Here is a 21,723-nt window from a genome sequence, read left to right as displayed (position 1 = left end):
AAAGTGATTGTTTTTGCAATCACTTTTTTGATAATTTATAATTAAAGATAGCAGCCCCAATGATTATTAGACCACCAATTATACTTAAAATATCAGGAATCTCTTTCCAAAATATAAAACCTATTATAGCTGAAAATATAATACTTAAATATTGATAGATTGAAACCTCACTAGCTAGAGCATATTTATAGGCGTGTGCTAGACCGATTTGCCCAATAGTTGCAAATACGCCAGTTAAAATAAGATAAAATAATTGAACATTATTAGGAACAGTAAATCCTTCGATTAGCATAGGTGGAACCATACCAAACATGGAAAAAGCTGAAAACCATAAAACTAAAGTTGCAGGTTCCTCCATAGTTCTAAGATATCTAACTAAAGTATAAGCACCACCGGCAAAAATAGCAGATAGAAACCCAGCTAAAGCAGGGAGCATTTCAAAACTAAATTTGGGCTTAATAACAAGAAGAGCACCAAATAGAACTACAATTAAAATTGGAACTTGGTGTCGCTCTAATTTTTCTTTTAAAAAAAGTGTTGCAAAAATAGTTACAAAAAATGGAGAAAGTTTATTTAGTAGAGCTGAATCAGCTAGATATAGTTTGTTTATACAATAAAAATATAGAACTGCACCAGTCAATCCAGTAACACATCTATAAACCATAAATAATTTGCTTCGATTGCTACTTCCCCAAATGTTTATATTTTGTCCTTTTATAGTGAACAGTAACATAATTACTCCAACAAGATTTCTAAAAAAAAGTTTTTCAAAAGTTGATATTTCACTTCCAATAAATTTAACGGTAGCTCCCATTAGTGCCATACCTAAAGCGGAAATACACATCCAAATTGTACCTTTTAATCTATCATCATTCATAATAACCTCCTAAAGTAAAAGTATTATAACATGAAAAAATGTTAAATTCTACTTAATAAGTACAAAAAAAGAGCCTATCAGGCTCTTTTTAATTACTCAACAGTTACAGATTTTGCTAGATTTCTAGGTTTATCCACATCAATACCTTTCTCTAAAGATGTAAAATATGATAAAAGTTGTAATGGAATAATCGCTAACAATACAGAAAAAACATCTTCGATATCTTCAACCCCAATAAAATTGTCGGAGACATCAATAGCTTCTTTACAATTTTTTCTTGCAATAGTTATAATATGTGCTCCTCTAGCTTTTAGTTCTTTTATATTTGATATTGTTTTTTCTAATAGGTTTGACTGCATAGCTATAACGACTACTGGAGTTTCAGGTTCAATTAAAGCTATAGATCCGTGTTTTAATTCTCCAGCTGGAAAAGCTTCAGTATGGATATATGTAATCTCTTTCATTTTTAATGATCCTTCTAAAGCAGTGGCAAAATCGACACCTCTTCCAATATAGAAACCATTATTTTTATCTTTCATAAAATTTGCAACATTTTTAATAGTTTCACTGTTCTCTAAAGTAGTTTTAATTTTTTCTGGAATACTATATAAAGAAGAGATTAGCTTATTTGCTTTTTCTCTGGATACTCTTCCTTTCTTTTCTGCTAAATATATAGCTAGTAGTTGAAAAATAGCCACTTGTGTTGTATAAGCTTTTGTTGATGCAACTGCAATTTCTGGTCCAGCCATAGTATATATCGTACTATGAGCTTCTCTTGAAATAGTTGATCCAACAACATTGGTAATTGCCAATGTTTTGGCTCCTCTGGCTTTTGCTTCTTTTAAAGCAGCAAGAGTATCTAGTGTTTCACCAGATTGACTTACAAAAATAGCCAGTGTATTTTCATTGACAAAAGGATTCATATATCTATATTCAGATGCGATTTCAACTAAAGAGTTAATTCTCGAAATTTCTCTTAACGCATGTTGTCCTTGAAGACCAGCGTGATATGCGGTTCCACAAGCGACAATATGAATCATGTCAAATCTTTCAATCTCACTATCGGATAAAACATCAGAAAAATCAATAACTCCATTTTGGATTCTTCTGTTTAAAGTTTCTCTAATAGATTCTGGTTGTTCAAAAATTTCCTTGATCATAAAGTGAGAGAATCCACCTTTAGTAGCTTGTTCGTAATCCCATTCTATAACTTTAATCTCTCTTTCTACAGAAGTTAAAGTTTTATCAAAAATTTCAATGGAATCAGCGGTTAATTTTGCTATATCTCCATCTTCTAAAAAATACACGTTCTTAGTATATTTTAGAAGTGCGGGAACATCAGAAGCAATAATGTTTTCATTTTCACCTATTCCAATTACAAGAGGGCTATCTTTTCTCGCACAAATAATTTGATCTGGAAAATCTTTGTGAAGAACTCCAAGAGCATAGCTACCTCTAAGACATTTTAACGTCTCTGTAACAGCTTTAAAAAGATCTCCCTTATAAAGCGAGTGGATAAGATGAGCTACAACTTCTGTGTCTGTATCAGAATTGAAGTTATAACCTTTTTGAATAAGTTCATTTTTTAAGATTGAATAATTTTCAATAATTCCATTGTGAACTACTGCAATAGACATATCTTCACTAAAATGAGGATGAGAATTCCTATCAGATGGTTCACCATGAGTTGCCCATCTAGTATGACCAATACCGATATGAGAGTTTAAATCCATTCCTTCCAAATGAGACTCTAAATTTTTTAGTTTACCTTTTTTCTTTTCAACTATGATTTTAGAGTCTTTTATGATTGCAATACCTGCCGAATCATATCCTCTGTACTCAAGCTTTTCAAGACCTTGTAAAACTACGTTTTTAGCATCTCCTTTTCCTATGTAACCAACAATTCCACACATAAAAAATCCTCCTTAAAATATTTAATTTTCAATGTTCTTTATATTTAAGAAGAATCACTACTTACTTTCCTTTGTCCTAAAAGTCACCCTTTAGATTTGTAGAAGGTCTAAGGTTGTAGTCACCTCTGGAATACCCGCCGAATGTTCGATGATTCCAGTCCTCGTCAACTTAAAAAAAGTTCTGGCGCTTATTTTCTTTTTAATTCTTCTAAATACAGAGTCACTCAATGGTATCATAACTTGAGAAAAGTTGCAATAAAAAAAATTTTATAAAAAACAAAAAAGTAAGTTGACTTTTTATAAAAAAAATGGTACTATGATTCTGTTAAAAGTAACACTGATAAATCAACGCCTGGGTGGCGGAATAGGTAGACGCACAGGACTTAAAATCCTGAGCTATCTGATAGCGTGCCGGTTCGATTCCGGCCCCAGGCACCATTTTATGGTGACCGTAGTTCAGTTGGTAGAGCGCCAGTTTGTGGCACTGGTTGTCGCGGGTTCGAATCCCGTCGGTCACCCCATAAAAATTTTAAAATGCGGGAGTAGCTCAGTTGGTAGAGCGTCAGCCTTCCAAGCTGAATGTCGCGAGTTCGACCCTCGTCTCCCGCTCCATAAAGATGCGTCATTAGCTCAGATGGTAGAGCACACGACTTTTAATCGTGTTGTCACTGGTTCGAGCCCAGTATGACGCACCATTTTGGGGTGTCGCCAAGCGGTAAGGCAACGGACTTTGACTCCGTCATGCGTTGGTTCGAATCCAGCCACCCCAGCCATTAGCCTAGATAGCTCAGTTGGCTAGAGCACTCGGTTCATACCCGAGCGGTCGAAGGTTCGAATCCTTTTCTAGGCACCATTTAGATTCTTGAAATGGCTCAAAAATAAATAGAGGAAAGCATAAGCACATTTTTCTTAGGAAGATGTGTTTTTTTTATCTTTAAAATTCATTACATATGAAAAAAAATAAAGGAAGTTTTAACGATTAAAAGTATATCCACTCATAATATTTAAAATTTTTTTAATTACTGTTGTTATTGCTAACAGTTTGTATTTTAAATATAAAAAATGTATGAGGAGGGTTAAATGTTAGAGAGGTATGAGAAAGTTTGTAAGAGATTTCTTAAGAGAAAAATCAATATAACTGTAGGTAGTGTAGTCGCAATACTTTTAGGGACAAATGCTTTTGCTTTGGAAACAAAAAATGTTGAAATAAAAGATACTAATACACAGTATGAGGTAGATGATCCGGGATTTTCTAAATGGCCAATTGATTATTTAATTGAAGAAGTTATAGAGATAATAAAGATTGAATTGTCAAAACATGAAATAATAGTTGGAAATGGTGCTGAATATGATTACGAGGATATTAGAAGTATTATAGGAAGTGCAATAGCGGGTAATGAAAATAAAATTATTGCTGAGAGAGTTGAGGCTGTTCTTGGAACTCTCATACTTGGTGATGAAAATAAAGTTTCAATGAATGAGCTTGAAAGTATAATTGGAACAATAGTTGAAGGCAATGGGAATGAAGTGATTCTTGGAATAAATAAAAATTCTGCTGCCTCTGAGAATGGGGGGGGTATAACGTTTCCTCCACTATAGTCGGTGCAATCGTTAAGGGTGACGAAAATAGTGTGACTAATAACGCCGATATCAATGGCAGATTTGTGGCAGTTATCAAAGGTGATGGAAATACGGTAGTTAACACTGGAGATGTTTACGGTATAATGGGAATTGCTTCTAAAGGAAATGGCAATGCTCTTATTAATACTGGGAACATCTATGGTGCTCCTGGTATTACCTCCAGTGGTATGAGCAATGAACTTTTAAATACTGGAACTGTGATTTCAGCTCTTGGAATGAGTTCTGTGGGTGATAGTAATTCGATTATTAACGAAGGAACTCTTATAACCTTAGGACTTCCTTTGATAGGTGATATTGAACTACCTGAATCAATGGGCTCCAATCTTCTAAAAGGTTATTCTATCTATTCTGAGGGAGTGGGAAATAGTGTTATAAACAATGGTACATTGGTGAACCTATCTCTTTTGACTGATACTTCAGCTGGAATTAAGTTTATAAATGAAGCAGTGACAAAATCTTCTGCTTCAATAGGTGCTGTTACAAATAATTCATTTATAGTAGGTGTTGGTTTAGATTTTGTTGATGGGAATATAGTTCTTGGAAAAACAGTGGGAATAGATACAGAAGGTGACCACGTGAATATATCTAATAATTTAGATTTAATAAATGGTGGAATAGGAATTATAGTTGTGACAGGAAGTAGTATTGGAATCAATTCTGATGGTAGTGGTTCTGTTGAAAATCTTGCAAAGATACATAATAATGGGATTATACTGAATATAGGCTTAAATTTAGAGAATATAGGTGATCTTTTGGAATCTCCAGATTTGAATTTAGACACACTTTTAGGTCTTATTGGCGGGGATGGAGCTGGAATTGGTATAAACTCTAAAGGAGATTATAAAGATATTACTAATACTTTTACAGTAGCTGGAAGAGGAATTGTTTCGGAAGGAGATAACAATAAAATAACGAATAAGGGAGTTGCTTTAGGTTCACTTATTCAAGATATAATTGGAGCTGTAGGTGGAGATATAGGAGAACTCCTTGAGGGAATGAATTTTGGAATTACGGCAGTTGAAGATGGAGTTTTATCTATTGGTGCTAATAATATTATCGATAATCAAGGTAAAATTGTTGCTAAAAATGCTATTGTTTCTGAGGGAGATGGAAATATTATTACAAACTCTCGTCATGGAAGTGGAATCCCACTTGTGGATCCGTTTTCACAAGCAAGTATTGAAGCTAAAGAAGTTGGAATTAAATCTACTGGAAATAATAATACTATTGATAATCAAGGTAAAATTACAGCTCTTGAGGTTGGGATTTTATCTACTACAGTTGATAGTCAGGTAAATGAAGTAAGATTATACAATAATATTATTAAAAATACGGGTACTGGTGTAGGTACTCAAATAGGAAGTTTAATAAAGCCAACACCAACTCAGGCTGTAATACAAGCTATAACTGGAATTAAATCTATTGGGAATGTTAATTATGTGGAAAATCAAGGTAAAATTATAGCTCAGACTGGTATTGAATCGTTAGGTGACTACAATGTTATTAGTAATACGGCTTTTGTTCTAGATGGAAAAAATTTAACCGCTGAGATAGATAGTTCTTCTGTGGCAATAAAGTCTGAAGGGGATTATAACACGATTAAAAACTCAGGGAATTTGAAAGCTTTAAATTTGGGGATAGAAGCTATTGGAAACTATAATGAGGTATCAAATACCAAAAATATTTTATCTGAAGGTATTGGAATAGCCTCTTTAGGTTTTAAAACAGATATTAAAAATTCTGGGACTATCACATCTGATTTTATCGGAGTTTATGTTGTAGGAAATGAAACTACTATCAATAATAGTGGAGATATTAGTAGCGAATTATTGGGAATAGGGCTTTTGGGAGATGATGGAGATATTTTGAATACTGGAAATATTGAACTTGTGGCAGATGGAGGTGTTGTAGGAGTAGAGTTAATAGGTTTGAATAATCAATTTATAAATAAAGGCAATATTTCTATAAAAACTTTGGATTTATCGAAAGATTTTGGTTACAGTGTTGGTATAAGAGTGGGTGGTTCTGGAGCTTTTGCTTTGAATGAGGGAAATATAAAGGTAACAGGTTATGGTATAGGGATGGAAGCTTTAGATGGAGCAACTGTAAAAAATAAAGGAACTATTATCCTAAACGATAAAGGGTCTTTAGCTATGTCCACTGATGAAAATGAACTTTCATGGGCGATTAATAATGGAACTATAATTGCAAATTTTGTTCCCGAAGAACCTACATATCTAGATGAGTTTTTCAGTGGAAATTATAATGACTATGGAGTTATTAAAGATTCCAATGGAAATATAATAGGTTATGCTGGTGAAAGTATTGTAGAGATTTATAAGGATAAAATAGATCTTGATACAGATTACAATAGATATGTTATCACTGGAAACGGAAGCCTTGACAGAGAGGGAGTTGTTTCTACTGCTAGAACTGTTATACTTGACGGGACTGAACTTGTAGGAACTTTAAATGTCACATCTGAATTTAATCGTGACGATTATTTAGTGATTGCTGATAATGCTGAAAAATCAGCTCTTGTTATAACAGGAACGATAAATGCGGCTGACAAGGGATTATATATTACGGATAGTTCTGAAGTTCTCCTTTCTGGTGGTACAATTAATGCTTATGATATCGCTGTAGGAATGAGAGAGAATAGTACTTTTACCAGTGAAAATGGATATATAACAGGAAATATTACTATTGCAGAGCCAATTACCCCTTCACCTGTTGTAGATGATCTGACTGTAACTTTGAAAGAATCATTTCTTTCTGGAAATATAGATTTTCATGAAGCTTTAGGTGCAAGTTATATAACTATTCTAAATTCAGCTATAACAGCTAATAGTATAAATGGAGCTAAAGGGGACGTTATTACAGGAGCTGGGGCTGACGAAATTACTATACAACATTCATTAATTGAAGGAAGTATTATGGTTGGAGATGGAGAGAATAAAGTTGTGTTTAATAGCTCTGAGATTTACGGAGATATTTTAGGTGGACATGACAATGATATGTTTACTATTGAAAACTCTATAATTAATGGAATCGTTTCACTTGGTAATGGTGATGATTATTTAACTTTAGATTCCTCTACTATAAACTTTTCTACTGAAGAAACTGTACTAAATGGAGGGATAGGGTATGACACTTTAAATATGAATGGACAAGGCGTTTCGATTACAAAAAATCTTCTTATAAGTTTTCAAACTACTTTCTCTGGAACAATAGATGAATTTGAAAAAGTTAATTTTAAAGATAAGGTTATATTTACAAATAGTGTAAGAATTGATGGAGCAACTACTACCCATCTTAATTTATCTGAACGGGACACTGCACTTCTTCTTGAAATTGAAGAAAGAGAAGCTGGACAGTATCTGACTCTTCAAGGTTCAGCTAATAAAGTTATAGAGGGAGACGGAACTCTTTATATTGATGCTACTGATATAGTTAACAAGGGATTAATTTCTGCTGATATTACTTTAGAAAGTACTACAGTGAATTTGAATAAGAATCAGGTTCAGGCTACTCAATTTATTTATGATCTTAGTTGGGAAACAACACAATTACTTCTTCCAGACCCAGATTTTGTTATACATCTGTCAATAAAAACAGCTGAAGCTATGGGAATGAGTCCAGGTTTAGAAGATATTATTGAAAGTATTACATCTTCTCAAACGTGGTCTAATGTCTATAACACGATAACATATGGAACTGAATCTGACCTTGAAAATTTACTTTTTAAAACTAAATACAGAAATGTATATTCTCTTGGAAATAAGCTTGCGTATGACAGTATGAATCTATATCAATTGGGAACTGAAAAATTTACAGCTGTGCCAAAAGCTGACCAGTGGCTAGTTCAAGCTGAAGGAATAGGAAGACATGAGGATGCGAATTCACCTGATATGACTTTTATGACCGCTGGAGCTCTTGTGGCGGGAGAGTATGGAGTAACTAGTAACACATCCATAGGTCTAAGTTTTGGAGCTGGAAAACAAAATGCTAAATATACTTCAACTGACGCTAAACTAGAGGGAGATACATTTTACTTTGGAGCATATGGAAAAATGGCTTATGAGAACTTTAGATTCCTTGTAGGAGGAGGATATCAACATAATAAATATAGCTCTACAAACAAAATTAACAACGCTTATGATTATTTTAGTAACTCTGATAAATTTAACAACAATGGTGCTAATATATTTGCAGAAGCTAAGTATATATATGATTTTAAAGCTGATATGAGATTAGAGCCTAGATTAGCTACTTCTTACAACTATTTAAATCAAGATTCAATAAATGAGGGGAATAATCCTTGGGCAATATCTGTAGATTCTGTAAGTCAAAGTTTAGTTAATTTTGATATAGGAATAGATTTCGTAAAAGAGATTCAGAATTCTGGAACTAAAGGTGAGTTGAAACTTACGTTTAATCAGAAATTTACTACAGGAGATAACAATAAGAAGCTATCTGCAAGTTTTAATGGAGTAGGAAGAAGCTATTTTGCTGTAGATGGATACGATATAGGAAATGCAAGAACTACTGTGGGAGTTGGAGCTAGCTTTGAAAAAGAGAACGGACTATTCTACGATTTATCTTATGGATATGAATTTGGAAGTAGTACAAGTACAAATAAGGTTGTATTAGGATTAGGGTATAAATTCTAAAATTTTGAATATAGCAGAAGCAGGAAGAATGTCTGTTTTCTTCCTGCTTTTTTGTTTTACTTATTTAAAAAATCTACAATTTGAGTATTTACAAAACTAGGGTTTTCTAAATTAGAGATATGACCAGCCTTGGGAATAATAACTAAATCTGAATTTTTAACTAAACTACTCATTTGGAGACTTTCATGTGGAGGTCTAGGCATATCTTCCTCTCCAACTAAAAATAGTATTGGATTTTTAATATTTTTCATTCGGTCTAAAAGATTTTCTCTTTGAAAAATAGCTCTACCTAGTTTTACAATAGTGTCAATATTTTTTTCTTTTTTATTTATAAGTTCATTTTTAAAATTTTTATAAAGAATACCCTCTATAAGCGTTTCATTTTTGCTAAAGAACATTGGAGTAATTATATTTGCAAGTTCTTCAGGGATATACCTTAGATTTTCAATACTATTTAATAAGCTAAGATATTTTTCTTGAGTTAAAACTGGTTCGCTTCCGGAATAACCATCCATCAAAATCAATTTTTTAACTCTATCGCTGTAATCTAGTGCTAAATAAGTTCCTAACATAGCTCCAACGGACAAACCAATATAATTGAATTGGTTTATATCCAGTTCATTAGCTATATTGATAATATCCAGTGTTAAATCCTTTAGTGAGCAACTATCTTCTTTACTTAAGGGGTCAGATTCTCCATGTCCCCATAAATCTATGGAGATACATTTAAAATTTTTTGAAAGTTTTTCTAATTGAGGTTTCCACAGATTACTATCCCAAAGGTAGGAATGGACAAAAATTATAGGCTCGCCCTCACCTAAAATATTTACTTTTATTTTTTTATTTTCTCTTAATGTAACATACATATCATCATCACCCCAATATTATAGACCTAGAACAATTCTATTGTTCATCAAATTACATTTATCTTCAAGTTCTTTCAATTTTAGTTTACTTGTATAGATAAATTCTCTATTTTTAAAAACTATTATCTCTTCTTTATAGTCTAGAACTTCTACTAATTGAACATTGATTATAGTTCCTCTATCCAATTTATAAAAAATATTTGTATGGATAATTTTCTCTTCTACTTCTGAAAAGTTTTTCTTTATATCAAAAATTTCTGAATTTGTTAGATGAAACTCTGTTCTCCGTGAAACGCTTGAATATGTTATATAATTTATCTCAGAGAAATCATATATTCCTCTTTTAAAACTATCAAATAGATAAAAGGCGCTAAGGTTATTATCTTTTTTCTCTAATTTTTGTATGCACTCTTCTAATTCGAAAATATCCTTTCTAATTAGACAATCATCTATCAAGTTACTCAAAAATAATTTTCTCATCTCTCTGGTTTCGTTTTCACCGACTAATACGACTATTTTTAAATTTAATTTTTTATACTCAATTAATTTTTCATTTAGTTTTTCCGCTTTAGAATCAATAACAACGACATCAACATTTCGTATTTCATCACTATTTTTTCTTAAATCTATACATTTATAGGGGATAACTTCACTTAAAATTATTTTTAAATTATTATCTACATCTATTCCTAGTATCATCTAAATCAACTCCTCATATAAAGAGTCCAATCGGATTTTGCTAACTATACTTGAAATTTTATCAGAAAGATCTAGCAAAAAATTTTGCTCTTCTATCGTCAAAGGAGTATCCCCCTCTTCAATAAAAATCAGAGCTATATATTTATTTTCATTAAATCCAATTCTGTATGCTGAACTGTACTCTTCTAATTTTATCATCTCTTTTGGAATAACAACATCACTATCATCATTTTCAACAATAAAGTTTACATACTCTTCTGGATCGAGTAGTACCTTAATTTCAAGATCCTTTAAAGTCACATTTTTTAAAATTTCTTTTCGAAGAATCTTTTCAAATGTCTTAATATCTCTAACCAAACACAACCTGTTATATATTTTATCTATGGCTTCATTTTTATACTTTATAATATTTTCAAAAATATTCGTATAAAAATCTAAAATAATTATAGTTCCTAAGATGACTGCTGGTTCTGTTAAAGTTTCAAAGTAAAAAAGAGAAATGTAACTCAAGGTTGCACCTATCGAGTATCTTATAGCTCTCATCACATTTTCTGTATATATTTTAAAAATATAAAAAACAAGACACCAGTAGATATAGGATATCTCCATCAGTTCAATAAAATAGTATAAATTTCTTTCTGCAGGAAATAATTCTCTAAAAAATTCTAAGACAAAGTATGTTATTCCTACTACTATCCAACTGAAAGATATTTTTTTTCGAACTTTTCTTCTTTGAATAAAAAATTGAAAAATTGTTATTACAAAGATTATTCTAGTCAAATCTACTGCCTTTCTAGCTATTCTAATTGTATTTAAAAATTTGGGTGATTCCTCCAGTAGATATACATAAAATTGTGGGGAATATAGTATTAATAGTGTTACTATAATATAAAAATAAACAACTCCTAAACAACACCAAATAAAAATTCTAAATTTTTTAAATTTTTTAGATAATATATTTTCCAAAAAATAAAAAATTAATAAAAATAAAAGTATTCGAGTTATTGCATACTCAGCAATAATTAGATAATTATTTTGAAATCCTATACGCAAGCTAAATAGCATTTTTCCTATTAAGAGAAAAAATATGACTCTTAAACTATTACCTTTAGGTATTCTATGTCTGCTATTCAAGTATATAAAGATATTAAACCCTATTAAGCACACTGTTAAAAAATTTAAAAAAATCTCCTGCATTTTAGAAAATTTTACACCTTCTAAATTTAGATATATTTTTTCCCAATTTTTTTGCTTTTTCAAAATATATTCATCTGAATCACCTTTGTATTTTCCTTGTAAGAGGTACTCTCCATTTGGAACGTTATAAAACAAACTACCATTTAAAAAATTACGCTGTTCTATTTTCTCTTTTAAAATGTTACCGTTAATTGGGGATAGTGTGTATTCTCCAATATTTCTCTCTAACACTTCAAAATTTTTTATTTTAGGAACTACATATATAAAATCCTTTTTTGTTTTAGATAACTCCAACAATTTAAAGGAAAATAAGATAGTTACTAAAAAAATGAAAATAAGACTTTTTTTGTTCATTTTCTCTCCTTATTATTTTTGTTATATTTTTTATTATATCTTTTCTTGTGAAAAATACACAAGAAAAATATACCCCAATCAAGATTTTCTTTTTATAAGAGAAAATTTGATTGGGGTATTGTTTAGAAAATATTAGAAATTGAGTTTATAAGCTCTCTTTCCAGTAATGGAATCGCTTCTTCGAATTTTAAATTAACTTTATTTGCTGTACTAACCACACGTGTTTGATATTTATTCATATTACCAGAATCTACAGATTTTGTGGCAGCTACTCCTCTTGTTCCTTGTTTTATAAGGTTTACATTGTCTACACCTACTTTTTTATCTGTTTTTTCACTGACTACTATATCTGTTATCATAACATAATACGTGTCTTCAATTAAAGCATCTGCCGCTGTAGCTGCAACACCACCTATCAATCCCAATCCAATTGCAGTATTTGCAGAACCAGTGTTATATGCACCTAAGACTCCACCTATTCCTGCACCAACTAGCCCCGCTTCTGCTGGATTACTATTTTTCAAATCTTCTTTATTTACTTTCAAAATATTAGCTTGTAGCCAATAATTTGCTTTTTTAGGATCAGTTATTACTCTGTATCCTTTTGAAATTAAAAGACTTTTTATACTATTTTCAATATTTAATGGTTTTGGAGTTGTATTTTTTATCTGAACAAAAATGGTTTTATCTCCGATATACTCTGGATTTAGCCAAACTGTTTCCGACATCTGAGTCTGTACCTCTAAGTTTCTTTTTTTCACTACTGTATTTACACTGCTACATCCTGTTAAGAATATCAAAGTTGATATGATAAACAATACTATTTTCTTCATCAATGTCACCTCTAATTTATATATTTTTAGTTTGTTATAACCATTAAATTTTTTTTTGTAAATAAAAGTTACATGAAATCCCACATTTGTTTACATAAAATATCTGTTTTAATGTACAAAATTTGATATTTTATTAACTTTTATGCCAGTTTTTAATAAGATTATTAATTTTTTTAGTTGTTTCAAAAGTATTATTTGCACCAACTAATTCAGAAACAAGGCAGATAGATTTTGCTCCCATAGATAAAACTTTATCTATATTATTTTCCTTAATTCCTCCAATTGCAACGTAGGGAAGACTGATATTTTTATTTATAAAGTCTAGATATTCTAGTGTGACTGGGTCGCCTACATCCTCTTTAGTTTCTGTATGAAAAATTGGACCCACACCGATATAGTCAGCTCCATCTGCGATAGCTTGTTGAGCTTCTTGAGGATTATGAGTAGAAATTCCAATAATTTTATCATATCCCAAAATTTTTCTTACTTCTCTTATAGGAAGGTCATCCTGCCCCAGATGAATTCCATCAGCTTCGGATAAAAGAGCGATATCTAAGTAGTCATTAACTATAAAAAGTGCCTTATATTTTAGTGTTAGTTTTCTTAAATCTTGTGCTTCTCTTAGGAGTTTTTTTGAATCTCTGTTTTTCTCTCTGTATTGTAGAATTTTAGCACCACCTTTTAAAAGATCTTCACAGTATTCTAAAAAATTTTTGTCTTTTCCAGATTTTGAATCTGTGATTGCGTAAACTCCGGTAGGTAAATCAAATTTTTTCATTAAAAAACCTCCAATTCATTTTCATATTTTTTCTTAATTCATAATAGAGTAATCACTAATAAGGACATTTTACGGTAAATGAAAAAAAAATCAAATAAAATTTTCTTTTTTTCTTAAAAGTGATATAATGTTCCAAGTGAAATTATGAAAGGAAAAGACTATGAAGCAGGAAATATTGAGATACTTAAAATTAGTATTGGGGTTATTATTATGTGCATTGGGAGTTGTAACTATTTTAAACTCTAATTTAGGACTATCTCCGTGGGACGTTTTAAATCAAGGATTGAATAGAAGTATTGGAATAACGTTGGGAGAGGCAAATCTTCTAGTCGGTGCTGTTGTTGTTCTACTCAGTATGTTTTTAAAACAGCCAATTGGAAGCGGGACAGTAATAAATTTTTTATTGGTGGGGATATTTATTGATATGTATATCTATTTAGATGTAGTGCCTAAGGGAGATATGTTACTAAAAAAAATCTTTATTTTAGCAGTGGGTATACTAATATTTAGTTATGGTTGTTATGTGTATATTTCAACTGGACTTGGATGTGGTCCAAGAGATGGACTGATGGTAGTTTTAACTAAAAAATCGAGTCATCCACTGTGGAAAATAAAAACTTGTATAGAGATTGTTGTATTAGGAATTGGATATGTTTTAGGAGGTACAATAGGAGTTGGGACTGTAGTTTCATCTCTTTGTGTAGGACCATTGATTCAATATTTTTTTAAGCTTAACAGTCAAGACATAAAAAAATTAGAACATAGAAGCTTGATATCAGAATTTAAGTTTTTAAAAGGAAAAGTATTAAAATAAAGTAAAGAAGGAAGATTTAATCTCTTCCTTCTTTTTGTATCCAGAGTAGAATATCTTCATACACCTGAGATTTATTTAGCTCATTTAGAATTTCATGTCTACAATTTTTATAGAGTTTTAAGGATAAAAGTTTGAATCCTAAATTTAAGTAAAAATTATAAAGAGATTTTACTCCTATGCCGTAAAGACCAATTGGATCATCTTCTCCAGAGATAATTAAAATCGGTGTTTCTCTATCTATGAAGTTGAAACTTGGCTTATTGTAAAGTTTGGATAAAAAATCTAAAAAATTATAATAAAACTTAGACGTATAGCTAAAACCACAGTGAGGGTTATTCAAAAATTCCTTGACAACTTCAGGGTTTCTACTTAACCAAGATGAACTATTTTTACCTTTTTCTTTTACTCTAGAATTAGTACCTAAAAAAATAATATTATTAAAAATTTTTTTTGGATTATTAGTAAAGAAAGAGATTGATTTAAAGAGAATCTTTCCAATAAAAGTCATAAATTTTCTTTCATAACAGCTTCCCATAAAGATGTAACTAAACTTTTCTTTAGAATATACTTTCATATGTTTTTGGGCTATGAAAGATCCCATACTATGTCCTAAAATACAGATGGGTAGATTAGGAAACTGTTCTTTTAATTTTTTGCTTATATTGACTTGATCAAAAACTAGAATGTCAAAAGAACCACTAAAAGCTCCTAAAGTTCCATTTTTTAGAGCATCTTCACCATGTCCTCTATGGTCGGATAGAACAACAATATATCTATTTCTATTCAAAAAATCTGCAAAGTCCATATATCTTTTAGAGTATTCACTCATACCATGTATTATTTGAACAATTCCGATAGCAGATTCACAATTGTTATAGATTATTTCGATTTGAATCGCCTCCTTTTTTCTCCTATCTGAAAAGAGAATATAAATAAGTCGAATAGATTGTTAAAAATAGAAGACCATGGATTCTATTTAATCTATAATTTCTTAAAACAAATGCCAAAAGAAGAACGGATGCAACCATATTTAGAATTAAATCTATAAACGCACTGTTTGGAACATTTATAGGGGTGATAACAGCTGATATCCCCAAGATGAAGAATGTATTAAAGATATTAGAACCGACAACGTTTCCGATAGCAATATCAGTATTTTTCTTAAGGGCAGCAACTACGGAGGTCGCCAATTCTGGTAAAGATGTTCCTAAAGAAACAACTGTAATAGAGATTACTCTTTCGGAAATTCCAAAGTTTCTAGCAAGATTGACGGCGGAATCAACAATGAATTTTCCTCCAAAAACTAGAAGAATAAATCCAAGGATTGTTACGCCGATAGCGATAGGTAGAGAGTAATTTTTTACTTCTAGCTCGCTTTCTTCTCTGTTTATAACAGTTAGATAGGTGTTATACATAAGAAATAATATGAAAAAACCTAGTAGGATAACTCCATCAAGTTTACTTAAAATTCCATTTTTAGATAAAAGATACGTTAAAACTGAAGCAAAAACTGCTATTGGTATTTCAAATTTGACAGTATTTCTAGAAACAGTCAGTGGATAGATAATAGCTGTAATTCCTAAAATAACAAGGATATTTATGACATTACTTCCAATAACATTTCCTAAAGTAATAGCAGATTTCCCATTTAGGGCTGAAATAACGTTTACGACAAGCTCTGGTGCAGAAGTTCCAAAAGCTACAATTGTAAGTCCAATAACAATATTCGGAATGTTGAATCTTTTAGCTATGACAGAAGCACCATCAACAAGATAATTCGCTCCCAAAACTAGAAAGATAACTCCAATAAGTAAAATAATTAAAGATAACATAATTCCTCCTGAGTTAAACTAAGCTTCTAATCCATTTATATGACATAACACGTGGATAAGTTATTGCACATTTGACAAGCTCTTCTAAACAGATTATGAAGTATAAAGTCGTTATAGATAGTTCAGGGATGAAATGAATAGCTGTGAAAGCCATAGGAATTCCTATAATCCAAATTCCAATCATCTCAGTTGTGATCGCATAAACAACGTCTCCACCACCTCTTAAAGTACCTATTACCTGTATAATAGCATAAAATCTTGCAGGAATAAAGAGTGCCATTATTTTTAAAACGGCAATTACATTTTTAGCAGTTTCGGGAGTTATTTTAAATATTCCTGCAAAAATAGGTGAAATAAGGTAGAAGATGATACCGATAACTACTCCCAAGAAAACTCCAAATTGAGAGATTTTTATAGAAAGAAAGTGAGCTTCCTCTCTTAAACCAGCACCAATTTTATTTCCAATGATTATAGCTGAAGCAGCTCCAATACCAATACCAAATATATTAAACATATTATTGACAGTAATTGCAATTTGCATGGTTGCAGTAGCATTAACACCGAGCTTAGCATAAGCAATGGAATAGGTTGAAATTCCTAAAATCCACATGATGTCATTAAAAATAACTGGAGAGGCGATTCTAAAGAACTCATTTAATTTTTTTATAGATAGTTCTTTTAAACTATGAAATTTTGTGGCAATAACATTGTTGTAGTTATAAATCATAAATAAAATAAAACTAAGCTCCATAGCTCTAGAAATAGTTGTTCCTAAAGCAGCACCAGCTACTCCCATTTTAGGAGCTCTCAATTTACCAAATATAAAAATATAATTTAAAAGACCATTAAAAGCAATTCCAACAATACTTCCATACATAGGTAATTTAGTTTGTGCTGTACTTCGTAAGGCCATTGAATAAGCTAGAGTTATAGATGATAGAATATAGCTTACAGCAACAATTCTTAAGTAACTAATCCCTAAGGAAGTAACAACTGGGTCATTTAAAAAAATATGGATTATATTTGCCGGAAAAATAAATGCTACTGCAGCAAATAGAATAGAGACTCCAAGGGAGATTATAAGAGATAAATCCAAAAATTCATGGATTTTTTTTACATCTTTTTTACCCCAAAGTTGGGACATAAAAATAGAAGCTCCCATTCCGATACCAGCTACCGAGTAGAAAAAAATCATATAAAACTGGTTGGATAAGCCAACTGCAGCAATTTCGCTTTCTCCAAGTTTTCCAACCATAATGTTATCAAGAAGATTTAATGATGCTGTGATTAAACTTTGTAAAATGATGGGAATGGCTAGAGCCATTAACATTTTAATAAAACTTTTTTCGAATTTAAACTTTTGAAACATACGACACTCCTTTTGTAAATTAAAGAGCAGATGGGTTATAAGCTGCCCATCTGCTCTTTTATATTGTATTTTATTTTTTCTTTTTAATTTTTCCCTTAATTTTTTTTCTAGGTTTTTTCTTGTTTTTTTCATCTTTGTATTCTGTATAAGACTTTATATGTTTATATTTTTCTATTAACAGGGGATTTTTAGCAACAGAGAAACCAAACTGACCGATAGGTTTTTTAGACATTGGAAAATACTCACCATGACAGTAGTTAATTAAATTTGCCCATTCAAAATGAATCTTACCCTTTTCATCAATAATATTTTTATTGATATGAGAACCAACCACTTCAGCTAAAAATAAATCGTGAGTTCCAAGAGGTATAATTTGTTTAACCTTACATTCAATGTTTATAGGAAACTCCTCTAAATATGGTGAATTAACATATTCTCCGGGCTTAGCTGTCAATCCAAGATGTTTGATTTTATCGACCTCTCTTCCAGAGATAACTCCACAGTAATCAGTTTCTCTCACTTGGAAAGTGTTAGGTAGGTTGACTGTGAATTCCATTGTTTCTTTGATGTATTCGTACGATAATCTCTCAGGTCTAATAGAGATAGAAAGCATGGGAGGATTAGTACAAATAGTACCAGTCCATGCAACAGTAAATGCATTATTTACTCCATCTTTATTTCTAGATGTTATAATTACAGCAGGAACAGGATTTAAAACTACACTTCCTTTAAATAGTTCTTTTGTCATTATGATAGCTCCTTACTTCTCTTTTATTTTATCTCTTTATTATACAATATTAATTATTTAATGTCTATAATATCATACGGATATTTAGAAAAATCTTGTAAATTTAAAAGAAAAAATATATTATTATAGAATAAGATAATAAATAAAAAGAGGTGAAGAAAAATGGCAAGAAGATTAAGATGTGATGTAGGATTTGCAGATAGTTTGTTATTTTTACTGGGATGGACAATTTTAGTCATAATAACTTTTGGCTTAGCCTCTCCATTCTTTTTATTCTCCCTTATAAAGTTTATGATAAATAGAACTGTCATTGTGGAAGAATAGCAATGAATATGAAAGCTATTAAATAGGGACTTAAATAATTAAAAAATATTAAAAACATCAAAGAACTATTAGGAGAGGAGTTTATATGAAAAAATATTTAATATTATCAGTTTTATCAGTAATGATTTTATCAGGTTGCTCAAATGTTGGATCGAATACAATTGGATCAACAACAGTTGGAGCAGGTGCAGGAGCACTTTTAGGGCAAGCAATAGGTGGAGATACAGGAGCTACTCTTTTAGGGGCAGGAATAGGAGCAGCAGCTGGAGCTTTAGTTGGTTCAGTTCAGGATCAAACACAAGCTATAAAAGATACTAACCAACAACCATATTACAATAATCAGCCGCAATACAACCAGCCACAATATAATCAACCATACTATAACAATCAGCCACAGTATAATCAACCACAATACAATAAACCTTACTATAGTCAGCCTTATTAAGAAGAACTCCAGTTGAAGGGGATAGAAATGAATTCAAAAACTACAAGTAGAAAATTGTCGGGTAATATCGTATTACAAAGTGTTTTGGATGAAAAAATATTGGAAGTTTATAGTGCTCTAAGAGCTAATAGACTATCCAAAGAGGAACTCTTAGCTATGGCTGACGAACTTGAAAACGAATACGGTGCGATAGTGAACGCTAACTTTGTTAGAAGAGCTGTAGTGTTTTATGAGATGAAAGGAAAGCTCAGAAAGGACTAGGAGTAAAAAAGGTTTTAATGAAAAAATGTAGCCCTGTTAGGAGCTACATTTTTTTATAAATTTTATTTCTTAGTTGATATACAAAACGAGTCATACTCCTTTGTCAGTAACTCTTTTACTTTTTCTTTCATGCTAGATAATTTTTCATCTGGTATTGAAGGAGAAATTATTTTAATAGCTTTAACGTATCTATCTAAAATTTCATCTATTTTTTTATCAACATTTGCCTTATTACTTTCCAAATTTTCAGGAGTCATAGTGGATAAGAAGCTTGTTAAAGCCTTATATGAAGTGTCAGTTGTTGACTTTATTAAAGTTTTTGTAGACTCAATTTTATCAGCAGTTATATTTGAACTAATATTTTTCATATCTTGTTCAACTTGGTCTAAAGATTTTTCAATCATATTTAAAACAGAAACATAGGCTTGATTATCTCGATTATTCGCAGTAGTTTCCACTTTAGCAACAGATTCCTTCAAGTAGCTTAAAATTTTAGCTTCTTTAGCTGTAAGAGTCGCATTTCCAGAAGTTATTTTATCAAGTAATGATTGAGCAGAATCTAAATCAGTTTTAAGAATATTTATAAATCCAAGTTCCAAATCTTTAAAATGTTGTGGTGGAACTTTATTCTTAATCTCATCTATAATATCTTCAATATCTTTAACAATAGTAGCTAATAAATCACTCAATTGATTTTCAATTTCGACAATTTTGCTAGAATCTATATCTTTTAATATTTGCGGTACGATAAAGTTTATATTGTCTAGTTGTAATTTGGTGATAGTGCTAATATCTTTTAAATTTTCTGAATTACTTTTTTTAGTAATACCTTTTAAAACAAATATATGCTCTTTGATAAACTGAATAATTCTATCGTTGATCAATGATAAATCTTCTGAGGGAATAACTCCTGCTAAGTTTGTAAAAATTTTAGTAACTTTATCAGATGTATCCATACCCAAAGTTTTTAATTTTTTTTGGATTTCCAAATAGGAATCTTCTCCTAAATCATTTTTTAGTGGCTCAATCAAGGAATTAAAAGCAGTTATATTGTTTTGATAGAAACTCAGAACTTCGGCTTCTATAGTTTTTTCCTCACTTTCAAAAGTGCTGTAGCTTTTTTCACACTCCTCAATAAAGTTTGTTAAACTTTTTTTGAAGAAGTGTTTCAATTCGAATGACACTATTGGGTGAAAACGATACTTACTTTCCAACAGTGTTGTTTCAAGGTGAATATTACATTTATTATCACCTATTGCAGTAAGGTGTAAATTAGTTTCTATTTTGAATTTATCGCCTTCTGTAAGTATAAAATCTAATCCTTTATTAGCTTGAGGTTTTTTTAGATATAGTTTATGTGTCGTATTCCCAAATGTTATGTCTAAAAGAAATGCTTCGTCATCTACAGTAGCATTAACTTTTGTATTTAAGATATCTTTTACCTTGAGATCTTCGTAAGATTTGCTTGAATTTTTTGCTCCAACTAGCCATTTTTTAAAATTTTTAGGATTTAAAGCGAAAAGTTCTGCAAACAACGGAGGTACATTGATAATCCTATCCTCTACGATAAGAGGTTGTTTACTTGTTTTAACATCGTTCATACTTAACCACTCCCTTATAAAAAATTAATATGTTACATTTAATCTACAAATAAAAATTAAAGTTTCTTTTTTATTATTAAAATTTATTTCTATAGATTTATTTATATAAAATATTAAGCGATTATAGTTTAGTTTTTAAACATAAACCGTTAAAAAAGATTGACTTGTACATAATCATTATGTATAATTATGATAAATATGTATATTGTTTATGGTTCAATAATTTGATTAAAAGGAAAGTTGAGTGAAAATCTCGCACGGTCCCGCCACTGTAAGGAGGACGAAATTAGACTAAGCCACTGTAGTTTTTATGGGAAGGCCTAAGAGTAGGATGAATCTGAGTCAGGATATCTGCCATGAATATAAAAGAAAATATAAAATCTGCGGTGAACAGATTTGTATTTAGAACTGTCAATTTCAATTCTAATTAGCAATATTCTATTCATTTTCGCAATTTTTATATTTCCGATAAACTTCATAAGTTAGGAGAAATGATAT

Annotated in this window: 19 protein-coding genes, 6 tRNA genes and 1 riboswitch; of the genes, 12 read left to right on the top strand and 13 right to left on the bottom strand. The window is 30.8% G+C overall.

The genetic code is table 11. The features are described from left to right. Positions 1-19: 19 nt before the first annotated feature. The 3 genes from ACWI69_RS01210 to ACWI69_RS01200 all read right to left on the bottom strand — a co-directional run bounded on the left by ACWI69_RS01210 (position 20) and on the right by ACWI69_RS01200 (position 3,027). Entirely contained in the window at positions 20-877 is an 858-nt protein-coding gene (locus ACWI69_RS01210; RefSeq protein WP_448820045.1) for a DMT family transporter, read from the bottom strand. A gap of 92 nt (positions 878-969) precedes the next feature. After that, positions 970-2,790: a glutamine--fructose-6-phosphate transaminase (isomerizing) gene (gene glmS, locus ACWI69_RS01205; RefSeq protein WP_448820044.1), complete on the bottom strand. Its 1,821-nt coding sequence runs from the start codon at positions 2,788-2,790 to the stop codon at positions 970-972. Positions 2,791-2,880: 90 nt separating this feature from the next. Continuing rightward, a complete protein-coding gene (locus tag ACWI69_RS01200; protein WP_448820043.1) occupies positions 2,881-3,027 on the bottom strand; it encodes a hypothetical protein in 147 nt (48 codons plus the stop codon). 113 nt (positions 3,028-3,140) lie between these two features. Between ACWI69_RS01200 and ACWI69_RS01195 the strand changes: the two genes are divergently transcribed. The 8 genes from ACWI69_RS01195 to ACWI69_RS01160 all read left to right on the top strand — a co-directional run bounded on the left by ACWI69_RS01195 (position 3,141) and on the right by ACWI69_RS01160 (position 9,104). Continuing rightward, positions 3,141-3,228, top strand: a tRNA-Leu gene (locus ACWI69_RS01195). Positions 3,229-3,235: 7 nt separating this feature from the next. Further along, positions 3,236-3,311, top strand: a tRNA-His gene (locus ACWI69_RS01190). Positions 3,312-3,326: 15 nt separating this feature from the next. Next, positions 3,327-3,402, top strand: a tRNA-Gly gene (locus tag ACWI69_RS01185). Positions 3,403-3,409: 7 nt separating this feature from the next. Beyond that, a tRNA-Lys gene (locus ACWI69_RS01180) sits at positions 3,410-3,485 on the top strand. 3 nt (positions 3,486-3,488) lie between these two features. Beyond that, positions 3,489-3,563: transfer RNA gene (locus tag ACWI69_RS01175), tRNA-Gln, on the top strand. A 3-nt stretch (positions 3,564-3,566) separates the two neighbouring features. Then, a tRNA-Met gene (locus ACWI69_RS01170) sits at positions 3,567-3,643 on the top strand. Between the two features lie 227 nt (positions 3,644-3,870). Beyond that, a complete protein-coding gene (locus tag ACWI69_RS01165; protein WP_448820042.1) occupies positions 3,871-4,389 on the top strand; it encodes a hypothetical protein in 519 nt (172 codons plus the stop codon). A 32-nt stretch (positions 4,390-4,421) separates the two neighbouring features. Continuing rightward, positions 4,422-9,104 carry an autotransporter domain-containing protein gene (locus ACWI69_RS01160; protein ID WP_448820041.1) on the top strand — a complete coding sequence of 1,561 codons (4,683 nt, stop codon included), beginning with the start codon at positions 4,422-4,424 and terminating at the stop codon, positions 9,102-9,104. A gap of 56 nt (positions 9,105-9,160) precedes the next feature. Here the strand turns inward: ACWI69_RS01160 and ACWI69_RS01155 are convergent, their stop codons facing one another. The 5 genes from ACWI69_RS01155 to thiE form a co-directional block, all read right to left on the bottom strand. Next, positions 9,161-9,970 carry an alpha/beta fold hydrolase gene (locus ACWI69_RS01155; protein WP_448820040.1) on the bottom strand — a complete coding sequence of 270 codons (810 nt, stop codon included), beginning with the start codon at positions 9,968-9,970 and terminating at the stop codon, positions 9,161-9,163. An 18-nt stretch (positions 9,971-9,988) separates the two neighbouring features. Continuing rightward, positions 9,989-10,669 (bottom strand): LytTR family transcriptional regulator DNA-binding domain-containing protein, encoded by a 681-nt coding sequence (locus ACWI69_RS01150; protein ID WP_448820039.1) that lies wholly within the window; start codon positions 10,667-10,669, stop codon positions 9,989-9,991. After that, the gene (locus ACWI69_RS01145) at positions 10,670-12,220 is read right to left on the bottom strand and encodes a hypothetical protein (protein WP_448820038.1); all 1,551 of its coding nucleotides are present in this window, start codon (positions 12,218-12,220) and stop codon (positions 10,670-10,672) included. Between the two features lie 122 nt (positions 12,221-12,342). Beyond that, positions 12,343-13,053 (bottom strand): complement resistance protein TraT, encoded by a 711-nt coding sequence (locus tag ACWI69_RS01140; RefSeq protein ID WP_448820037.1) that lies wholly within the window; start codon positions 13,051-13,053, stop codon positions 12,343-12,345. 133 nt (positions 13,054-13,186) lie between these two features. Next, positions 13,187-13,831, bottom strand: coding sequence for a thiamine phosphate synthase (thiE, locus tag ACWI69_RS01135; protein WP_448820036.1), 645 nt, complete (start codon positions 13,829-13,831; stop codon positions 13,187-13,189). A 160-nt stretch (positions 13,832-13,991) separates the two neighbouring features. On the opposite strand from thiE, the gene ACWI69_RS01130 reads away from it, so the two are divergent. Beyond that, entirely contained in the window at positions 13,992-14,645 is a 654-nt protein-coding gene (locus ACWI69_RS01130) for a YczE/YyaS/YitT family protein (RefSeq protein WP_448820035.1), read from the top strand. Positions 14,646-14,661: 16 nt separating this feature from the next. On the opposite strand, the gene ACWI69_RS01125 is transcribed toward ACWI69_RS01130, so the two are convergent. From ACWI69_RS01125 to ACWI69_RS01110, 4 genes are all read right to left on the bottom strand, one after another. After that, positions 14,662-15,495 carry an alpha/beta fold hydrolase gene (locus ACWI69_RS01125; RefSeq protein ID WP_448820099.1) on the bottom strand — a complete coding sequence of 278 codons (834 nt, stop codon included), beginning with the start codon at positions 15,493-15,495 and terminating at the stop codon, positions 14,662-14,664. A gap of 61 nt (positions 15,496-15,556) precedes the next feature. Beyond that, positions 15,557-16,477, bottom strand: a complete 921-nt coding sequence (locus tag ACWI69_RS01120) for a calcium/sodium antiporter (protein ID WP_448820034.1) — start codon at positions 16,475-16,477, stop codon at positions 15,557-15,559. Between the two features lie 13 nt (positions 16,478-16,490). Continuing rightward, positions 16,491-17,846: an MATE family efflux transporter gene (locus ACWI69_RS01115; protein ID WP_448820033.1), complete on the bottom strand. Its 1,356-nt coding sequence runs from the start codon at positions 17,844-17,846 to the stop codon at positions 16,491-16,493. A gap of 70 nt (positions 17,847-17,916) precedes the next feature. Then, positions 17,917-18,594 carry a flavin reductase family protein gene (locus ACWI69_RS01110; RefSeq protein ID WP_448820032.1) on the bottom strand — a complete coding sequence of 226 codons (678 nt, stop codon included), beginning with the start codon at positions 18,592-18,594 and terminating at the stop codon, positions 17,917-17,919. Positions 18,595-18,756: 162 nt separating this feature from the next. Between ACWI69_RS01110 and ACWI69_RS01105 the strand changes: the two genes are divergently transcribed. The 3 genes from ACWI69_RS01105 (at position 18,757) to ACWI69_RS01095 (ending at position 19,624) form a co-directional block, all read left to right on the top strand. Beyond that, entirely contained in the window at positions 18,757-18,918 is a 162-nt protein-coding gene (locus tag ACWI69_RS01105; protein ID WP_448820031.1) for a DUF6693 family protein, read from the top strand. A gap of 85 nt (positions 18,919-19,003) precedes the next feature. Continuing rightward, on the top strand, positions 19,004-19,363 hold the full coding sequence (locus ACWI69_RS01100; protein WP_448820030.1) for a YMGG-like glycine zipper-containing protein: 360 nt from the start codon (positions 19,004-19,006) through the stop codon (positions 19,361-19,363). Positions 19,364-19,390: 27 nt separating this feature from the next. Then, the gene (locus tag ACWI69_RS01095; RefSeq protein ID WP_448820029.1) at positions 19,391-19,624 is read left to right on the top strand and encodes a diol dehydratase small subunit; all 234 of its coding nucleotides are present in this window, start codon (positions 19,391-19,393) and stop codon (positions 19,622-19,624) included. A 62-nt stretch (positions 19,625-19,686) separates the two neighbouring features. On the opposite strand, the gene ACWI69_RS01090 is transcribed toward ACWI69_RS01095, so the two are convergent. Continuing rightward, the gene (locus ACWI69_RS01090; RefSeq protein ID WP_448820028.1) at positions 19,687-21,225 is read right to left on the bottom strand and encodes a hypothetical protein; all 1,539 of its coding nucleotides are present in this window, start codon (positions 21,223-21,225) and stop codon (positions 19,687-19,689) included. Between the two features lie 195 nt (positions 21,226-21,420). Next, a riboswitch (cobalamin riboswitch) is annotated at positions 21,421-21,598 on the top strand. Positions 21,599-21,723 lie beyond the last annotated feature (125 nt).

The sequence above is a fragment of the Cetobacterium sp. genome (genome assembly GCF_977044495.1).
This window is presented reverse-complemented; position numbering and strand designations above follow the sequence as displayed.

Excerpts from the sequence above, each read along its gene's own strand:
- ACWI69_RS01210 (WP_448820045.1), bottom strand. The coding sequence starts at position 877 with ATGAATGATGATAGATTAAAAGGTACAATTTGGATGTGTATTTCCGCT.
- glmS (WP_448820044.1), bottom strand. The coding sequence starts at position 2,790 with ATGTGTGGAATTGTTGGTTACATAGGAAAAGGAGATGCTAAAAACGTA.
- ACWI69_RS01200 (WP_448820043.1), bottom strand. The coding sequence starts at position 3,027 with ATGATACCATTGAGTGACTCTGTATTTAGAAGAATTAAAAAGAAAATA.
- ACWI69_RS01165 (WP_448820042.1), top strand. The coding sequence starts at position 3,871 with ATGTTAGAGAGGTATGAGAAAGTTTGTAAGAGATTTCTTAAGAGAAAA.
- ACWI69_RS01155 (WP_448820040.1), bottom strand. The coding sequence starts at position 9,970 with ATGTATGTTACATTAAGAGAAAATAAAAAAATAAAAGTAAATATTTTA.
- ACWI69_RS01150 (WP_448820039.1), bottom strand. The coding sequence starts at position 10,669 with ATGATACTAGGAATAGATGTAGATAATAATTTAAAAATAATTTTAAGT.
- ACWI69_RS01145 (WP_448820038.1), bottom strand. The coding sequence starts at position 12,220 with ATGAACAAAAAAAGTCTTATTTTCATTTTTTTAGTAACTATCTTATTT.
- ACWI69_RS01140 (WP_448820037.1), bottom strand. The coding sequence starts at position 13,053 with ATGAAGAAAATAGTATTGTTTATCATATCAACTTTGATATTCTTAACA.
- thiE (WP_448820036.1), bottom strand. The coding sequence starts at position 13,831 with ATGAAAAAATTTGATTTACCTACCGGAGTTTACGCAATCACAGATTCA.
- ACWI69_RS01130 (WP_448820035.1), top strand. The coding sequence starts at position 13,992 with ATGAAGCAGGAAATATTGAGATACTTAAAATTAGTATTGGGGTTATTA.
- ACWI69_RS01120 (WP_448820034.1), bottom strand. The coding sequence starts at position 16,477 with ATGTTATCTTTAATTATTTTACTTATTGGAGTTATCTTTCTAGTTTTG.
- ACWI69_RS01115 (WP_448820033.1), bottom strand. The coding sequence starts at position 17,846 with ATGTTTCAAAAGTTTAAATTCGAAAAAAGTTTTATTAAAATGTTAATG.
- ACWI69_RS01110 (WP_448820032.1), bottom strand. The coding sequence starts at position 18,594 with ATGACAAAAGAACTATTTAAAGGAAGTGTAGTTTTAAATCCTGTTCCT.
- ACWI69_RS01105 (WP_448820031.1), top strand. The coding sequence starts at position 18,757 with ATGGCAAGAAGATTAAGATGTGATGTAGGATTTGCAGATAGTTTGTTA.
- ACWI69_RS01100 (WP_448820030.1), top strand. The coding sequence starts at position 19,004 with ATGAAAAAATATTTAATATTATCAGTTTTATCAGTAATGATTTTATCA.
- ACWI69_RS01095 (WP_448820029.1), top strand. The coding sequence starts at position 19,391 with ATGAATTCAAAAACTACAAGTAGAAAATTGTCGGGTAATATCGTATTA.
- ACWI69_RS01090 (WP_448820028.1), bottom strand. The coding sequence starts at position 21,225 with ATGAACGATGTTAAAACAAGTAAACAACCTCTTATCGTAGAGGATAGG.